Here is a 15,721-nt window from a genome sequence, read left to right on the forward strand (position 1 = left end):
CAACGCTTGGCGTTATAAAGCTCAAGGATGAGATGTGCATACGATAGTAATAAATGATGATAAATCTAACCTAGATATCAAAAAAATCTATGACTTCCTTTCGAAAGAAAGTTTGTGGGCTAAAGGAGTAAGCTTCGATGTTGTGGTGAAATCAATTGAAAACTCTATATGTATTGGCGCTTATCTAAATAATACTCAAGTGGGTTTCAGCCGCATCATTACCGATCACGCTACTTTTGCTAATTTAGTGGACGTTATAGTTTGGCCAGAGTTCCGTGGACGAGGAGTCTCAAGATTACTTCTGGAAGCCGTTTTAAATCACGAAAGTACTAGAAACGTGAGACGCTTTACTCTCGCTACATCAAACGCACATGATTTGTACCGTAAGTTTGGTTTTTCTTTGTTAAGTAAGCCCGACACGTTTATGGAAATCTATAAGCCCAATATTTATCAATCCGCTTTATAACATGGCGATCAATCGGACAAACATTGGGTGATTTTATTTTTATGGTTAAGTGCCCTATTGTTGGCCACTTAGAATAACGTTATGTGCATGGAGGATAAAATGGCTGGTATTTTATATCTCGCAGCTATTTTGCTAGTTGTTGTGTCTTTTGCTCACTCTTACCTTGGAGAGCGCTTTATTCTTTCTAGGCTGTTTAAGCGTGACAATTTGCCAAAGATATTAGGAAGTGATGACTTTACGAAACGCACTTTGAGATTTGCATGGCATTTAACGTCAGTCGCTTGGTTAGGGCTTGCTGGCATTGTTATAGCTCTAGCGCAGCCAGAAATTAGTAAACATCTCGTTGGTCAGATAATAGCCGCCACTTTCGGTATACACTTTTTGGCGGCTCTTTTCGGGTCAAAAGGAAAGCACTTATCTTGGATACTATTTGGTGCAACCGCCATTATGGTTCTGGTGGGGACATACACATAACAAAGAGACTATGGCTGCAATGACAACACGTTGCGGATTATGTTGTCTGGTCAGTTAAGCATAGAAACAAAAGCACCGTGAGTTACAACAGAACAAGTCCTTAAAAAGTTTCCAAAACTCTTAGCAACTTTCAGTTTGGTGACAATCGTTTTTTCAATAATTAACAAGCTGTTATGCACAAAAGGATTTATTGAAAGTAATGACACATAAAAAAGCAATCGTGAGTACGGATATTCCCGCGGAAACAGAAAGTGGATTTCCTGAACCATTTGCTTCTCAGATGGGAAGTTCAGCATGGAGAGGTTTGTCGGATGAGTTTGGTTTAACTCTATTTGGTGTAAATCTTGAAGTAATAGAACCTAATGGGCAATCTGCTTTGCGCCATTGGCATTCAAACTCAGAGGAATTTGTTTACGTGTTATCGGGTGAATTACAGCTAGTCACAAATCGAGGTAAGCAAAAGTTACTTCAAGGTATGTGTGTTGGTTTTAAAGCTGGCATTGACGATGGGCATCACTTAATAAATGAATCAACGTTACCTGCATCATTTATCGTTATAGGTTCAAGAGTTTCAGATGACGAAGTTTTTTACCCAGACGACAACTTACAGTGGTTAGAAACTGAATCAGGAGAGCGAGTTGCTGCTGATAAACTTGGGAAAAAATATTGAAATACACCTAACAAATTGCTTAAGTCTGATTCGTAAACGCGTGCCGAACTCGCTATCGCTCAAACATGGCATTCACTCACCGCTTATCATAGCGTCATACGACTTTACTAAATTTGGAGAACTGAATGGATTTAGAGATTTATCAGGTTGATTCATTTACAACTGAAGCATTCAGAGGTAACCCAGCAGGAGTTTGCATAACCGAAAATGGCTTAACTGAAAGTTTAATGCTTTCAATAGCTGAAGAAATGGCCGTTTCTGAGACAGCATTTTTATCACTTTCTGATATGACGTTAAGGTGGTTCACACCTAAGTCTGAGGTGAAACTTTGCGGTCATGGCACACTTGCCGTTGCTCATGTTCTTAAGGAAAGAGGACAACTCAAGTCAGGTGATAGCGTTAACTTTCAAACTTTATCAGGAACCTTAACGGCACTAATAAACGAATCTACAGTTGAATTGGATTTTCCATCACCAATAATTGAATTCGACGTTTCTCAACCCCAAGGTTTGTTGGACAATTTGGGCATAGAAAATAGCAAGATTGTCTCCTTTGGTAGCTTTGATACCAAGGTCTTTATTGAAGTCAGTAATGAAGAAACACTGTTAAATATAAAGCCAAACTTTGAGGCAATGAGACAGACTAATGGGCGTGGTGTACTGGTTACGACACGATCAAATAATAACGAATTAGACTTTGTTTCTAGATACTTTGCACCTTGGGTCGGCGTAAATGAAGACCCTGTAACAGGTTCAGCACATTGTGCTTTGACCGTCTATTGGTCAGAAAAACTGGGTAAGTCACAACTTAAAGGTTATCAAGCATCCGAACGTGGCGGGTATGTTGTTACTGAGCTTTTATCTAATGGGCGCACGAAGTTAGTAGGTTCTGCGGTAACAGTAATTAAAGGAGTTATGCAAGTGCCTGTCGTATAGCAAGAAATTTAAGCGTTGTTCACACCTTAGCTTAGCGTTATTACGACATTAGATAAATGGTCCATATTTTGAGTGCTGGATCAAGGCACTAAAGCCACTTCAAGGCAGAGCTATAGCGCAGAAATGTCGAACAATAAGGCATTTAAAGCGGTATTAGGAGTGGTCTGGAAGCATCTTCTCAAGTGGCATTTTAATGAAAGCGGCTCAAGAGAAAAGACATCATTTACCGTTAGAACACTATTGTTATTTCAAGTATCTTTTTTGTTGGTAAGATAAGCTGTTACTAAGGAACGTGCTGCTATGAAAATTAAGACAATTATATTACTTTTAATCACTCATTTGTCTGTGGGGGCATTCGGGGTTGGTTTAGGCATTTATATGCTGCCGATTCTTATTGCTCCAACATCACCAACGGACTCTGAAGTCTCTCAATTATCTTCTCAAGCACAGTTTTCTGCGACGTTCCAAAAAGACCTTAAGGATAGTGATTCCTTTCACTGGGGAGAAGGTCAAGTATCAATTGGACCAGAGTACGTCACATTAACAGGAAGCCTTGCTCCTGGCCCTGATTACAAGCTATACCTGTCAACCGAGTTTGTTGAAACAGAATCTGATTTTAATCGTTTAAAAGACAACATGACCCACATTGGTAATGTTAAGACTTTTGAAAACTTTGCGGTCAAAATACCGCAAGATGTCAATGTATCTAACTATAATACAGTCATAGTATGGTGTGAGACGTTTGGTGAATTTATCACGTCAGCTAAATACCAATAATGAACCAAACCGAACCGAACCAACAATTTAAGAGTAACTCCTAACGCTCAGCGGCTTTGATGCTAATTTTGTTTGCGTGAGTACGTTTTTACTTTGGTTTCAGTGTTGCGTTACTCACTACTTTAGCTGGGATTAAGTCTCACCATAAAGGGAACTTTCGATGTTTAAAATTGAAACTGAGCGTTTGATCATTAGGGATATGACTTCGAACGACGAAAGCGCCTTTGTAGCCATGTCTCAGGATTCTAAATATCAGCGTTTCTATGATGAAAGTGATTGTGATCCTAATAAATATAAAGAGCTAACAAAATTGTTTATTGCTCAGGCTTTTGAAGAGCCAAGGAAATCATATCAACTCGCTGTTGAATGTAAGGACTCAGGACACTTCATTGGGACTGTTTGCTTACGCCTAGAAGACAATCAGCAAGCTTCAATGGGGTGCGCGTTTTCAAGAGCATATCAAGGCCATAAGTTAAGCCATGAAGCTGCAATGGCTCTGGCAGATTTTGGTTTTTCGGCGTTAGGTGTTCACCGTATCTATGCTGAGACAATTAGTAAGAACCTACCTGCCATGAAGCTGCAATGGCTCTGGCAGATTTTGGTTTTTCGGCGTTAGGTGTTCACCGTATCTATGCTGAGACAATTAGTAAGAACCTACCTGCCATTAAGCTCTGTAAGTCTTTGGGTATGCGGCAAGAAGCACATTTTAGAGAACATCGTTTTTTCAAAGAACAGTGGTGGGATACCGTGGTTTTGGCAGTCCTCCAAACCGAATGGGACAAAGCATAACAGAGCGTTTAAGACAGGTTCTCAACGCTTGGCATTCTATTTTGAGTTGTTTTAATGCCAGTCTATGTTTAGTTGTCGGTTTCTTATTGTTGATATCGGTTTATAGATTAAAATCATTCAGTTATTAAGGGAGTAAAAAACATGGATACATTTACGATTATTTCTTTTGTGGTTGGAGTCTCGGGTCTTGGGGTTGGCGTAGCTGGAATGGTGCTTGGAATCCGGGCTAATAAAAGACTAGATGAACTATCTATTAAAGACTAGGTGCACTATCTAATTGCGGCAGAATATGAGGTCGATAATGATCCAAATTTTACGTAGAGGTGAGTATTATGATGAGCTGTGACCTGCATGACTATATAGAAATAGCATGTATGTACAACTATACGGTTAAGTTAACATTCAAGTCTGGTTCTATGATCGAATGTATGGCTCTTGACACTCAAAGAAACGAGGATCGTGAAGAGTGTATGAAAGTAAAGGTTAAAGGTATTGAAAGCTTGGTGGCTCTGGATGATCTTTTAAGAATGGAAGCCTGCGTTCAAAATCCACACTTTCAAGTGGTTAATTTTGGCTAATTCATAAAACCACATGACAACCTGTCCAGTTATAACCCAAAACGCTTAGCATTTTTAGTTCGATTCGCTTTAGTGATTAAAATATTAATGTCCCGTGTCAAGACCATCACTTACTCATCAAATGGTTAGGCATTAGCTGTCAAAGAAAAATATCTACATGAAAAACTATCTAATGCAGTTAGGTGGAGATCCGCAGTTAAAGAGTCACTAAATGCTACACTTCAAACTTGGCCGTTTTGGTTATTGAGAAAATCTAATTGACAATTAACCCACGTTACACGAAAGTGATTGTATGAAATTCAATCTAAAGCAACTTAACAAGCGAATTATCATCATTCCTTAGGAATGGTGGGATTTGGCATGCTTTAGATAATCGACCCCACCCTAAAAAGGTGGGTTTTCTTTTTCTACCTTTTGGGAAATTGACTCTTGGAGGAGTTTGCATGAAAAAGGTAGCCGTTTTTGGAAAGCCAGGCAGTGGAAAATCGACAGTAAGCAAAGCACTAGCGTTAGCGACTGATTCCCCACTTCACCAACTAGATTCGCTTGTTTATAAGCCTAACGGTGAATTTGTTGCTAGAGAAGAGTTTGACATAGCTCATGACAATATCATGCGCTCTGAACATTGGGTTGTGGATGGTTTAGGGCCTATCAGTGCCTTTTACGAGCGTTTGGAAGCTGCAGATGTTCTAGTCTACATCGATCTACCCTATTCAGTGAGCTATTGGTTTGTGACTAAGCGCTTTCTCAAAGGGCTGTTTGTGAAGCCCGAAGGTTGGCCTGACGGGAGTTCTGTTTTCAAAGGAACACTTAATAGTTATAAAACACTCAAGTTGTGCCCTAAGTTCTGGAATGAGGACTTCACGTCCAAATTATCCGAAAATTATAATGGTAAAACCGTCTACATCATCCAAACAGTGACTGAGCTGAATAACTTTGTTTCAGCGTATGTGAAATAGAACCATATTTCATAGACTTATCAGGGGTTAAACGCTTGTAACTTCCAGACTAAATCGGAATTAAAGTTTAAACCCCTTTGATGTAAGTAGTGTAACTACAAATGATGGCGTAAATCACCCTGCCGACAGGTGGTTTCCTAAATATTTACCCGCTAATCGGTCGTTAGAGAATCTCATTACTAAGGTATATATCGTGAATAAAATTGAAATTAAATATTGCTCAAAATGCCGCTGGCTATTACGTTCAACCTGGATGGCACAAGAAATCCTAACAACATTTGAAGAAGAAGTCGGAGAATTATCACTGCTACCAGGGACTGGTGGTATTTTTGAAGTGATAGCGAATGGTAACGTTATATGGTCACGCAAAGATATGGGACGATTTCCTGAAGTCACTGAACTTAAGCAATCGGTTAGAGATGCTATTGCGCCCGAAAAAGATTTGGGCTGTATAGATCGTAAAAGCAGAAAAGAGTGACTTCATCATGCAGTAAGCATTACTGCCTGTGCTGGGTAAATTATAAGTAAAGCTGTATAACAATTGGGTCTACAACACCCTAAAATACGTGTTCGCAACTCTGCACAATATGACATGCTGGTTTTCACATATTGGTCAGGCGTTAGGTTTAAGGAGAAACCATGTCTATTTCATCTAGCATTGCCCTGTTCATTGCAATGCTTTTATCAGCAGTAATTCCAGGCCCTAGTGTATTAGCTGTGGTTTCACGCACGCTATCATCAGGCGCTTTACAAGGGCTATTAGTCGTAGCCGGTGTTTTAATTGCTGACTACATATTTATATGCCTAGCTATTACTGGGTTGGCAACTGTCGCGAGCCAAATGGGCGAGTTTGCCAGTGTTATTAAATACGTTGGTATTGTATATCTATTTTGGCTTGCCTATTCAACGTGGCATTCAAAGAGTACAGGCTCACAAGACTCAACACCCATCAATAAAAACAAAAGTCAGTCTAGCCTCATGGCAGGTTTACTTATGACTTTAGCTAACCCTAAGGCAGTGCTGTTTTACATGGGCTTCTTTCCTGCGTTTGTAAATCTAGGTTCGATTTCTACTCAGGATGTTCTTCTAATTATGTTCATATCCACATTATCAGTAGGTGGCGTGTTAAGCATCTATGTTTTTTCGGCATCTAAAGCCCGTTATTTGTTTGCTAGCCCTAAGTCTAAGCGGCTCTTGAACAAAATATCTGGTGGCGCATTAGCAACATGTGGAATAGCCTTAGCGAGTAGAAGTTAATAAACAATCAGCTTAGAAGCCGTTAATAAAGCGTCGTTTATCAGGGAGAAGTCTTTGTATCCAGTAGCCGCACTCATTTACGTTCCAGATGTCACTCTAGGGTTGAAGTGGTATCAAAGCGCTTTTCCAGAGGCTGTAGCAACGTATCTACCTGAATTTGAATTTACCGTACTAAAAATTAACGGTTTCTCACTTGAATTAGTTCAAGCTGATGAAAAAGTAGGAGCGGGTAAAAATGGTACAGTTTTATACTGGTCAGTTGATAGCCTGACTGACTCTCTACATCATTTAACGTCACTTGGCGCAACCTTGTATCGCGGCCCGCTGAACATCGAAGATGGTTTATCAATGTGCCAAGTCGAAGACCCTTTTGGAAACCTTATTGGGCTAAGAGGGCTAATATAATAAATTTCATGAATATACAGCAGGTAACGTGGGAAGACGCTTTGCCAGTGAGGCATCATGTTTTATGGCCAAACAAACCTATAATATTTTGCAAAGTACCAGGTGATGAATCCGCAACTCACTATGGAGCATTCATCAATAATCAGCTAGTTTGTGTTGCTTCTATCTATATTAGTGGTGACGAAGCAAGGCTTAGGAAGTTTGCAACACTGCATGAGTTTCAGGGGAAAGGAATTGGTTCAAAAGTCATTGAGCACGCTATTAGCAACTTGAAGCGACAGAATATTAAATCCTTCTGGTGCGATGCTCGCACGACTGCACTGAGCTTTTACCAGAAATTTGGGATGACGGTAGAGGGTAGTGAGTTCAACAAGTCGGGTATCTCATACTATAAAATGGCGGTCCAGTGGAGCTAGACTACCCTAACTTGATACAACATTAATGTAGAGTGCCAAGGAATTCATCTATGAACATTCAAGAGAAACTTTAATGCCAATAGTGTGTGAAACAGAAAGGCTGGTTATTAGGCGGTTCAATCTCAATGATGCAGAATTTATTCTTCAATTATTGAACGAAGAGTCTTTCATTCGCTATATCGCGGATAAGAATGTTAAAACCATTGATGAAGCCATCAAGTATCTCGAGGATGGACCGATGACCTGTTATCAAATTCACGGGTTTGGCTTAAGTTTGGTCCAACTAAAGGAAACCGGTGCTCGCATTGGTATGTGCGGCTTACTGAAAAGAGACGAATTGGAATTCCCTGACTTAGGTTACGCTTTTCTATCGGAATTTTGTGGCAAAGGGTATGCCAACGAAGCCGCTGATTCCATTCTCAAAACTGAAATGAACGATCATTCTCTTGTTCAAGTTTTGGCCGTCACATTACCCGATAATGTTAAATCCAATAAACTATTAAAAAATATTGGGTTTACTTTTAACGGAACAATGGACTTATACAACACTTTAAATAATGTCTATGAATTCAGCGTAACGAGTTGAAAAGCCGTATACTCTAACCCCTGCACGAATAGGATTAAGTATTAACTAAGGTTTATAAATGAGAAAGAAATACGTGACTGAAGGCGATATATCATCTAAAAAAAGTAAGCTCGCCTACCCTAAGTTAGTACTGTGTGACAATTGCGTAAGTGGCTATGTGGTGATCAGTGAAGGTGAACGTACCTATGAACCATGCTCCAAGTGTGGTGATGACGAATAGGTTTTATATTACAGATGTAACAAGGTAAAAAACGGAACTCTCTGTTTAACCTCTTACAGCGATACTCAAAGGATGCTATTTCGCATCCTTTTTTGTACCTTTACCTAATTAGGCAAGAGCTGATGCCTAGATTAAGCCTCTTTCTTCCTTTCACTGTTCTTCCATAAATCTACTACATAGATAAGGGCACTGACCGCGAGGAACAATACAGAGACAAAGAACAGTGCTGGCATGGTAAGTATCCATGCGAACGTTGCTGCGAGAAAAGCGACAAAGCAAACAAGCCGACTTGATGACATTACATGACCGAGTTTAGTGTTCATAACTCCTCCTAAATGACGTCTAACTTCAACACAGGTATCATCTCATTTTTGATTAAAAATTAAGCTAAATCGTTATCAAAAGATATGATTCCGTGATCTCAGTGACATGCTATAGAGCACTCAATTCCTTCACCTTAAAGACTGAATAGATTGCTAGCGAGTTAGGAAGTTATACTGTGCGTTCATGTGAACAAATTAGTTAGCCATTTTTTTGAGCGACCACGAGGTGAAGTCTCAAGTAAATCCAATTGCACTCTTTTGCTTAATACAACAAAGCCTCAACCTAAGTCGAGGCTCTAAACTTTTCCCCATAATCTTAGTTCACAAAACACCCTGAATGCATTTAAGTTCATAATTCCATTCTGATAATATATATGCAACGAATAGCGAAGTGAGGTCTATTATGAGCTACCTACCTGCAAGTATGATTTTACTTGGTTACGCTTTTCTTTTATCCAACCTTGTTATTCGACTTAATGGGTTAAGCCCACTAGTATAACTAGATTCACTTATCCCCTAAGACTCTACAGATCTTGCTATCTCAAAGATCTGATTGATTGGTTGGAGGGAAACCTTTTTTTCGCTTCACTTAATGAGCGCTGGAATTCATTTTCATTACCCAGTTTTTTAAGCGCTAGCAGACGGACAAATGCATATTGGCTATTGTTTTTGTCTCCTTTCATTGCTTTGTCTAGCATTACTACGCTTTCTTCTAGCTCACCTTGTCTAACGTAATATAAGCCAAGTGAGAAGTGGAAATTATGCGTCGATACTCCATTTTTTATCGCTTGATCATATGTGTCTCTTTCTTGCTTTAGGTTACTAAGGGCACGGTAAAGCTCTGCCAAGTTGATGTATGAAGCATCAAAATATGGGGCTCGCTCTATTGCAAATAAATAGAGCTGCTCCGCCTTTTTCACGTCACTATTCATTAGCGTCAATTCGGCCAAGTTCAAAAGCCCCTCAGCACGCCATGTGGATAGTTGATTAACTGAATATAATTCTTCATAAGCACTTGAGAAAGCACTACTCCACTGAGGTGAAAGTTGGATGCCGAGTAATTGCTTCGCTGCTTCAACGCGTATCGCTTTTCTCTTGTCACTAAGTAACGGCGCTACATATCGCTCCTTTTCCGTTCCCTCTATCAGAATTGAAACCTTAGCGGCAGCCAAACGAATAAGATCATGTTCGGATTCAAAATACTCCGCTAATTGTACGCCAGACAACTGAGAGTAATAACTCGGCAGTAGTGTTAACGCAGAGGCACGCTTAATCACTGGGAAGTGCTTGTCGTTAACAACGCTCCATATTTTATTGCGCTGCTCTAACTGCCCACTTCGTGCAAGCGAAAATGTATGATCACTGTCAGAACGTGGTGGGACCTCCCCATAGAGATCGGTAAAGCGTTGCATAGACCAATTTGTATCTTGGTCACTATGGCATGATAAGCAGGTATCAGGGCTTTGATACAAATGAGACAACGGCGGATTCGGGATAGAGAAACTGTGGTCTCGACGGGCATCAACACCCATATAAGTAGTTTCCGGCATGTGGCAATCCACACATTGAGTTGAATCAGATCCGCCACTGTGTTTGTTGTGATCTTTGCTGAAATACTCATCTGGAGAGTGACAAGACAAGCACAAAGCGTCACCTTCAACTTTAACCTTCATCGTATGACTATCATGGCAGTCTAGACAAGTAACGTCTGCCTGCGCCATTTTGCTTTGCATAAAAGATCCGTAAACATACACTTCATCTTTTATCTGCCCGTCTGGGTAATAAAAGGGTTGTTCCAGTAAGTTGGGTGAGTGTTTATCTAAAAATTCACCTTGAGCTGAGAATCCATCAGTTAGCGGCTCTCGTAAACTATGGCAAGAGAAGCAAGTCTCGATTGTACCTTCGTCTCGCTTATCACCAACCCACTTTGCAACTTTGTCTTCAGGCAGGCGCTGCCATGAACCTGTTAGTTTAACTGCGCTCTTCATGTTCTCGTCATGGACAGAGTGACACGACAAGCAGCCAACATTGATTTCACTCCAGCTAGTATCAAATTGATTCGCTTCAGTATTAAACTCGCGCTTTAACTCACTAGAGTGGCAATCTGCGCACATCCCATTCCAGTTTTGTAGCGGCTGTTTCCAATGATAGCGACTGCTTATGTCAATGGTATCGAGAATGTCCTCGTAAACATGAAACCATTTCTGACCACCTTCAGATTCAGCTCTAGCGTCCCAAGAGTAAGGAAGAACTTGTAAGCGCCCTCCTTCAGTTGCTACTAGGTATTGTTGAAGTGGGAAATGTCCGAATGTCTTCTCAATTTTATATCTCTGTTTTTCCTTCCCCTCTTTCACAAGGGCATAGAAATCGCCCTCCTTTTGTTCAATGGAGAATTGATTACCGTATTGATCTGAATAAGATTGAGATAGATCAGCAACGATTGAGGTTGAAGATGGTTCTAGCATCGCTTTGGCGTGATCCGATTGTTTCCAAGCGTCTGTCTCTGCTTCATGGCACGAAACACAGTCGTTCATATTTTTTGACGATGCATAGGCAAAACCAGACATTGCTACGAAAAGAGCAATGCCAATACCTATCAATAACAACCAAACTCTATTCATTCACTTTCTCAAGCCATCACTCTTTAACGAAATAACAAAAAGGGAGACAGGCTCCCCTTACTTAGAATGAAAACTAAAGCCTACTTGTCGTAGCCCTTAAATTCTTCCCCGGGCTGAATGTTACGGTACTTATGCATGCTGCCTTTGAGGTCGCCAATTTTCTTCATAATGGGGTCAAAGACCCAAGTGTGAGAGTAGCCTTCGTTACCTAGCAGCTCATACGCCTCTTTTGGATCGTTCTTAATATCGAACACTTGAGGGAAGGTGAATTTCGTTGCCACGGGAGAGTGAGTCGATTCTGTCGCCATGAAGTGCATTTTAAAATTACGCCACTTCACCGCAAAGAGCTCATCGCCCACGAATACAATAAAGTGGTCACGGTTAGATTGTTCTTTACCAAGGAAGAACGCTTTTTGATCAACGCCATCAATAGGACGATCACTTGGCACGAGCTTTTCGGCACCTGCAAAACTTGCGATGGTGGTGTACATATCAATATCACCCACGATTTCATCTGACACTCGGCCTGCTTCGATTTGTCCTGGGAAACGAATCATTGCAGGGGTTCGCAAACCACCTTCATAAGCCGTACTCAAACCGCCACGCCATGGGCCATTGTTACCGCCACCACCGATCTCACCTGCAGCGAGTGCCGAGCCTTGAGGGAAGTTACCCGCACCATTATCACCGCTTAGAATCACTAGAGTATTCTCTTCGATGCCGGCTTTTTTAATCGCTTCTAATATGAGTCCTATGTTGTAGTCCACTTCCATTTGCGTATCGGCGTAGATACCCGACTTTGACTTGTTCTTAAAGTCATCATGAACCGTAAAGGGTGGATGAAAGTGAGTGAATCCAACATAGGTGAAAAACGGTTTATCTGACTTCGCTTGTTCTTGAATATGAGCAATTGTGCGCTCGGTGATCTCTCTATCTAGAGTGACCTTGGCAGGAATATCAAACAGTTTTACTTTCTCGGCAGGCTTGCCTTTCACACCCTCCCAAATATAAGGGGTTTCAGCCACACTCGGATCCCACTGAGGCGTTGACGTATAGGATGCTGCATTGGTGCCCTCGTTAGTTCCCCAGAAATAATCATATCCCTGATAGTTCGGTAACTTTTCAATACTGGCCCCAACATGCCATTTTCCAAACAGCGCCGTACTGTACCCTGCATCTGATAAAAGCTCTGGCAAAGTATATTCCCATTTTGCTAACCCATCAGGCTCTCCCGGTGCGGGGACTTTTTGGTTGCCTGTTCTTATTGGTAAGCGGCCTGTATGCAGCGCAGAGCGGGTTGGAGTACATTGGTTTTGTACGTTGAAGTTCGTGAGCCTGAGCCCTTCCTGAGCAAAGTCATCAATATTAGGCGTCTGTATTGTGCTGCCTTGAATACTAAGATCGCCCCAGCCCCAGTTATCCACCAACAAATAAACGATATTAGGTTTCTCAGCCGCCATCACGTTACAAGACACCGTCATTGCACTGGTAAGCAGTATTCGTTTAAACATCTTCACCTCTCCATTTAAGTCCATTTAAATCAAAAGTTTGCTTAATCATTCTTTGGGGTTGTTCGTCCTTATTTAGGTATACACTCAATCTCATAATCTCACCACTTTCAATTCGTTATTTGTAGGTCAACACACTGTTTAGACTATCGTTATCTATCACTTAACGTGCCAATAACCGATATCCAAGAACTGACCTCAGAGTCGCTATCCCACAAACTAACAAACACAAATCAACCTAATGGAAAATCAGAATTAACCTTCAGGAAAGACCATTTAATTAGTATGGGTATATTCCACTATGTAAAGGCTTGAAACTATGAATATCAATCTCATTGATACCGCTAGGCTTGAATTCGCATTAAGCATGTCTGTCCACCAGCTATTTGTTCCCACTTTCATTGGCTGTATGTTGATGGCAGCGATTCTGCACACCTTATATTTAAAGAAAGGGGATGAAGATTACCGCAAAGGTACTCGGCTGCTGGTTAAACTGATGTCGCCAGTGTTTTTTCTATTAATGATCACCGGAATTGCGACGCCCCCCATCGGTGAAGATTGGGCAGTATTTGAAAAAGTCTCACACGCTATGCTGGATGAACAATCAAAAACCATGCTTGGAGCTTGTGCCCTGATCACTATTAGTACATCGGCGATAGCGCTATGGGGGTGGCGTTGGTTCAACGACAAGGTAATGCTTGTCGCACTATGGATCGTGCCTTTCGCCTGTACTATCGGCGAAGCTCCTGCCATCATGGTCAATGGTTGGATGCAAAATCCAGTCGGTAGCGTGGTGAACGACTCTCTAACCGTTACTCTGACGTCTGCCCTAGAATACCTAACCAACCCCATGGCGACCCAACGTCTGTTTCACTTCTTTAATGGTGCGTTACTGGTTGGAACGAGCGTATTAGCCAGCTTATCTGCATTCTATATCCTCAAGAAAAAGAGAAATTTCGCCTCAAAATGGTTACAGGTCGCCAGCATTACAGGCTTCTTACTTGCGTTATCTTCTGCAGTCAGTGGCGATATTCACGGACGCACGGTTCATCAAACACAACCAATGAAATTGGCTCAAATTGAAGCGCTATGGGAAACTCAAGAATCAAGTGCCCACTTAGTGATCGCCGCACTGCCTAACATGACAACCGAATCGAATGACTTCGAAATAGCCATACCTAAAATTTTAGGCTGGATGCTAAACGGCACTGAAGATAAACCCATTCTAGGTATAAAAGAGTTACGTCACCAAGCAGAGCTTAGAATTAAACAAGGTCTAGAGGCCAACGCAAGAAATGAAGACAAAGCGTTTGCACGATTAGTATTAAAACATGCCGACAGTTTGGAAGAAGCGACCAATACCGATATTAAAGCTGCGGCTCAAGATACTGTGAATAACGTACCACTGCTATTTTGGGCATTTAGAGCCATGGTCGGAGGCGGGATCTTCCTACTCGGTTTGTACGGATTTGGGGCCTACCGATTACTAAACAACACAACGCTTCCAGTTCTTATCACCAAGTTAGCAATCGTTGCTTATCCCGTCGCCATCGTAAGCTACTTATCTGGTTGGATTGTTTCTGAAGTGGGTCGTCAGCCTTGGGTCATTTATGAAGTATTACCTACCTTCATTGGTGCGGGTGATTTTGTTAGTGGTACCACGCATGGTTTTTCCAGTATTGAACTGCTTTCCATATACGCCATTGCTATCCCATTGGCTGCACTTCGCTGGTATGCCATCATTAAGGAACAACGTACGACATAGCGACTATTTAAACGTTCACTGATTTCACGACAGAGACGAGCCACTGATAAAATGGTTCGTTTCTGTGTGTGGTAGGAATGCAAACCACCGAGGTCAGTTCATTGCCTTCTTGCTCTATCTCGATACTTTTTAAATCGTCTCGAAGTAGAAACTCTGGCAATGGCGACACCATATCGCTAACCGCAATACAGTTGAGCAAACTGGGTAGATCTTCACTTTGATGGGCAACATGAAACTCAGCGCCTTGCCTTGTTAGGTACTGAGCAAAATTGATTGAATCCGAATTCCATCCATTCACTTTTAATATCGCTAACGGAGATTTAAGGGCTTGATCTAAACTAGTTGCCTGATGGTGCGTAGTTGCAAGCAATGAGACGCGATATCGGCTCAAGACTCGCTGCGTTATAGATTGTGAGCATGAGAGGTTTTCAAAGTGAAGGCCAAGGTCGATTTCACCATCTACTATTCCTTGATAACTCCCCTCTTGCCATTGGACTATTTCAATTTGAGCGAGCGGCGCTTGTTTCGATATTGCGAGGAAAAGCGTTGGCTGGTAAAGCTTTAGTAACGCTGAGTTTGAAGCAATGGTGATTTTTCCTTTGTAACTGCTCGGGTTAAAGACCTCGGGTTCAAAGGCATGATCAATCTGCTTTTGTATCACGCCCAACTTTGCCACAAGATCGACCGTATAAGGCGTAAGCTTAAGGCCTGAAGATTGTCGAACAAACAGCTCATCGTCTAACTCTTCACGAATCTTTTGTAGCGATTTAGAGATTGCGCTGGTCGTCTTTCCTAGTCGCCTAGCGGTTCGGCTCATATTCTTAGTGTGGGCTAAGTCTATTAGTAGGTTTATCTGATTGAGATCGGAGAGTTTTCTTTCCACGCACCACACCTTTCTTTTGATAAAGAGCTTTCTTTTATAAACAACGTTCTTCCACAAGTAATTAGTCACGTTATAGGTTTAATACAAAA

At 41.4% G+C, this 15,721-nt stretch carries 19 protein-coding genes and 1 pseudogene; 16 read left to right on the forward strand and 4 right to left on the reverse strand.

The features are described from left to right. Window positions 1–34: 34 nt before the first annotated feature. The 15 genes and pseudogenes from L4C54_RS02220 to L4C54_RS02290 all read left to right on the forward strand — a co-directional run bounded on the left by L4C54_RS02220 (window position 35) and on the right by L4C54_RS02290 (window position 8,532). The gene (locus tag L4C54_RS02220; protein WP_428806926.1) at window positions 35–466 is read left to right on the forward strand and encodes a GNAT family N-acetyltransferase; all 432 of its coding nucleotides are present in this window, start codon (window positions 35–37) and stop codon (window positions 464–466) included. Between the two features lie 99 nt (window positions 467–565). Beyond that, window positions 566–940 carry a hypothetical protein gene (locus tag L4C54_RS02225; RefSeq protein WP_428806927.1) on the forward strand — a complete coding sequence of 125 codons (375 nt, stop codon included), beginning with the start codon at window positions 566–568 and terminating at the stop codon, window positions 938–940. A 199-nt stretch (window positions 941–1,139) separates the two neighbouring features. Beyond that, entirely contained in the window at window positions 1,140–1,610 is a 471-nt protein-coding gene (locus L4C54_RS02230; RefSeq protein WP_428806928.1) for a cupin domain-containing protein, read from the forward strand. Between the two features lie 125 nt (window positions 1,611–1,735). Beyond that, window positions 1,736–2,545, forward strand: a complete 810-nt coding sequence (locus L4C54_RS02235; protein WP_428806929.1) for a PhzF family phenazine biosynthesis protein — start codon at window positions 1,736–1,738, stop codon at window positions 2,543–2,545. 300 nt (window positions 2,546–2,845) lie between these two features. Further along, complete coding sequence (locus L4C54_RS02240; protein WP_428806930.1) at window positions 2,846–3,322, forward strand: DM13 domain-containing protein; 477 nt, start codon at window positions 2,846–2,848, stop codon at window positions 3,320–3,322. A 160-nt stretch (window positions 3,323–3,482) separates the two neighbouring features. Continuing rightward, window positions 3,483–4,111 (forward strand): annotated as a pseudogene (locus L4C54_RS02245) (GNAT family N-acetyltransferase). 141 nt (window positions 4,112–4,252) lie between these two features. Beyond that, window positions 4,253–4,375: a hypothetical protein gene (locus L4C54_RS02250; RefSeq protein ID WP_428806931.1), complete on the forward strand. Its 123-nt coding sequence runs from the start codon at window positions 4,253–4,255 to the stop codon at window positions 4,373–4,375. A gap of 68 nt (window positions 4,376–4,443) precedes the next feature. Beyond that, window positions 4,444–4,689 carry a Rho-binding antiterminator gene (locus L4C54_RS02255; protein WP_428806932.1) on the forward strand — a complete coding sequence of 82 codons (246 nt, stop codon included), beginning with the start codon at window positions 4,444–4,446 and terminating at the stop codon, window positions 4,687–4,689. A gap of 443 nt (window positions 4,690–5,132) precedes the next feature. After that, window positions 5,133–5,648 carry a P-loop NTPase family protein gene (locus L4C54_RS02260; protein WP_428801709.1) on the forward strand — a complete coding sequence of 172 codons (516 nt, stop codon included), beginning with the start codon at window positions 5,133–5,135 and terminating at the stop codon, window positions 5,646–5,648. A 193-nt stretch (window positions 5,649–5,841) separates the two neighbouring features. Further along, entirely contained in the window at window positions 5,842–6,126 is a 285-nt protein-coding gene (locus L4C54_RS02265) for an Rdx family protein (protein WP_428801708.1), read from the forward strand. Between the two features lie 161 nt (window positions 6,127–6,287). After that, the gene (locus L4C54_RS02270; RefSeq protein ID WP_428801707.1) at window positions 6,288–6,905 is read left to right on the forward strand and encodes a LysE family translocator; all 618 of its coding nucleotides are present in this window, start codon (window positions 6,288–6,290) and stop codon (window positions 6,903–6,905) included. 54 nt (window positions 6,906–6,959) lie between these two features. Continuing rightward, window positions 6,960–7,310 carry a VOC family protein gene (locus L4C54_RS02275; protein ID WP_428801706.1) on the forward strand — a complete coding sequence of 117 codons (351 nt, stop codon included), beginning with the start codon at window positions 6,960–6,962 and terminating at the stop codon, window positions 7,308–7,310. Window positions 7,311–7,318: 8 nt separating this feature from the next. Then, a complete protein-coding gene (locus tag L4C54_RS02280) occupies window positions 7,319–7,726 on the forward strand; it encodes a GNAT family N-acetyltransferase (RefSeq protein WP_428806933.1) in 408 nt (135 codons plus the stop codon). Window positions 7,727–7,799: 73 nt separating this feature from the next. After that, window positions 7,800–8,312 carry a GNAT family N-acetyltransferase gene (locus L4C54_RS02285; protein ID WP_428806934.1) on the forward strand — a complete coding sequence of 171 codons (513 nt, stop codon included), beginning with the start codon at window positions 7,800–7,802 and terminating at the stop codon, window positions 8,310–8,312. A gap of 58 nt (window positions 8,313–8,370) precedes the next feature. Then, window positions 8,371–8,532: a hypothetical protein gene (locus L4C54_RS02290; RefSeq protein WP_428801703.1), complete on the forward strand. Its 162-nt coding sequence runs from the start codon at window positions 8,371–8,373 to the stop codon at window positions 8,530–8,532. Window positions 8,533–8,663: 131 nt separating this feature from the next. Here the strand turns inward: L4C54_RS02290 and L4C54_RS02295 are convergent, their stop codons facing one another. The 3 genes from L4C54_RS02295 to L4C54_RS02305 all read right to left on the reverse strand — a co-directional run bounded on the left by L4C54_RS02295 (window position 8,664) and on the right by L4C54_RS02305 (window position 12,987). Further along, window positions 8,664–8,855: a hypothetical protein gene (locus tag L4C54_RS02295; RefSeq protein ID WP_428801702.1), complete on the reverse strand. Its 192-nt coding sequence runs from the start codon at window positions 8,853–8,855 to the stop codon at window positions 8,664–8,666. Between the two features lie 536 nt (window positions 8,856–9,391). Next, a complete protein-coding gene (locus L4C54_RS02300; RefSeq protein WP_428806935.1) occupies window positions 9,392–11,476 on the reverse strand; it encodes a multiheme c-type cytochrome in 2,085 nt (694 codons plus the stop codon). Between the two features lie 80 nt (window positions 11,477–11,556). Further along, entirely contained in the window at window positions 11,557–12,987 is a 1,431-nt protein-coding gene (locus tag L4C54_RS02305) for a sulfatase-like hydrolase/transferase (RefSeq protein ID WP_428806936.1), read from the reverse strand. Between the two features lie 316 nt (window positions 12,988–13,303). Here L4C54_RS02305 and L4C54_RS02310 point away from each other — a divergent pair, with 316 nt between their 5' ends. Next, on the forward strand, window positions 13,304–14,749 hold the full coding sequence (locus L4C54_RS02310; RefSeq protein WP_428806937.1) for a cytochrome ubiquinol oxidase subunit I: 1,446 nt from the start codon (window positions 13,304–13,306) through the stop codon (window positions 14,747–14,749). Between the two features lie 7 nt (window positions 14,750–14,756). On the opposite strand, the gene L4C54_RS02315 is transcribed toward L4C54_RS02310, so the two are convergent. Beyond that, window positions 14,757–15,632: a LysR family transcriptional regulator gene (locus L4C54_RS02315; RefSeq protein ID WP_428806938.1), complete on the reverse strand. Its 876-nt coding sequence runs from the start codon at window positions 15,630–15,632 to the stop codon at window positions 14,757–14,759. Between the last annotated feature and the right edge of the window lie 89 nt (window positions 15,633–15,721).

Source organism: Vibrio lamellibrachiae, assembly GCF_050337265.1.
In the GTDB taxonomy this organism is placed as follows: domain Bacteria; phylum Pseudomonadota; class Gammaproteobacteria; order Enterobacterales; family Vibrionaceae; genus Vibrio; species Vibrio kyushuensis.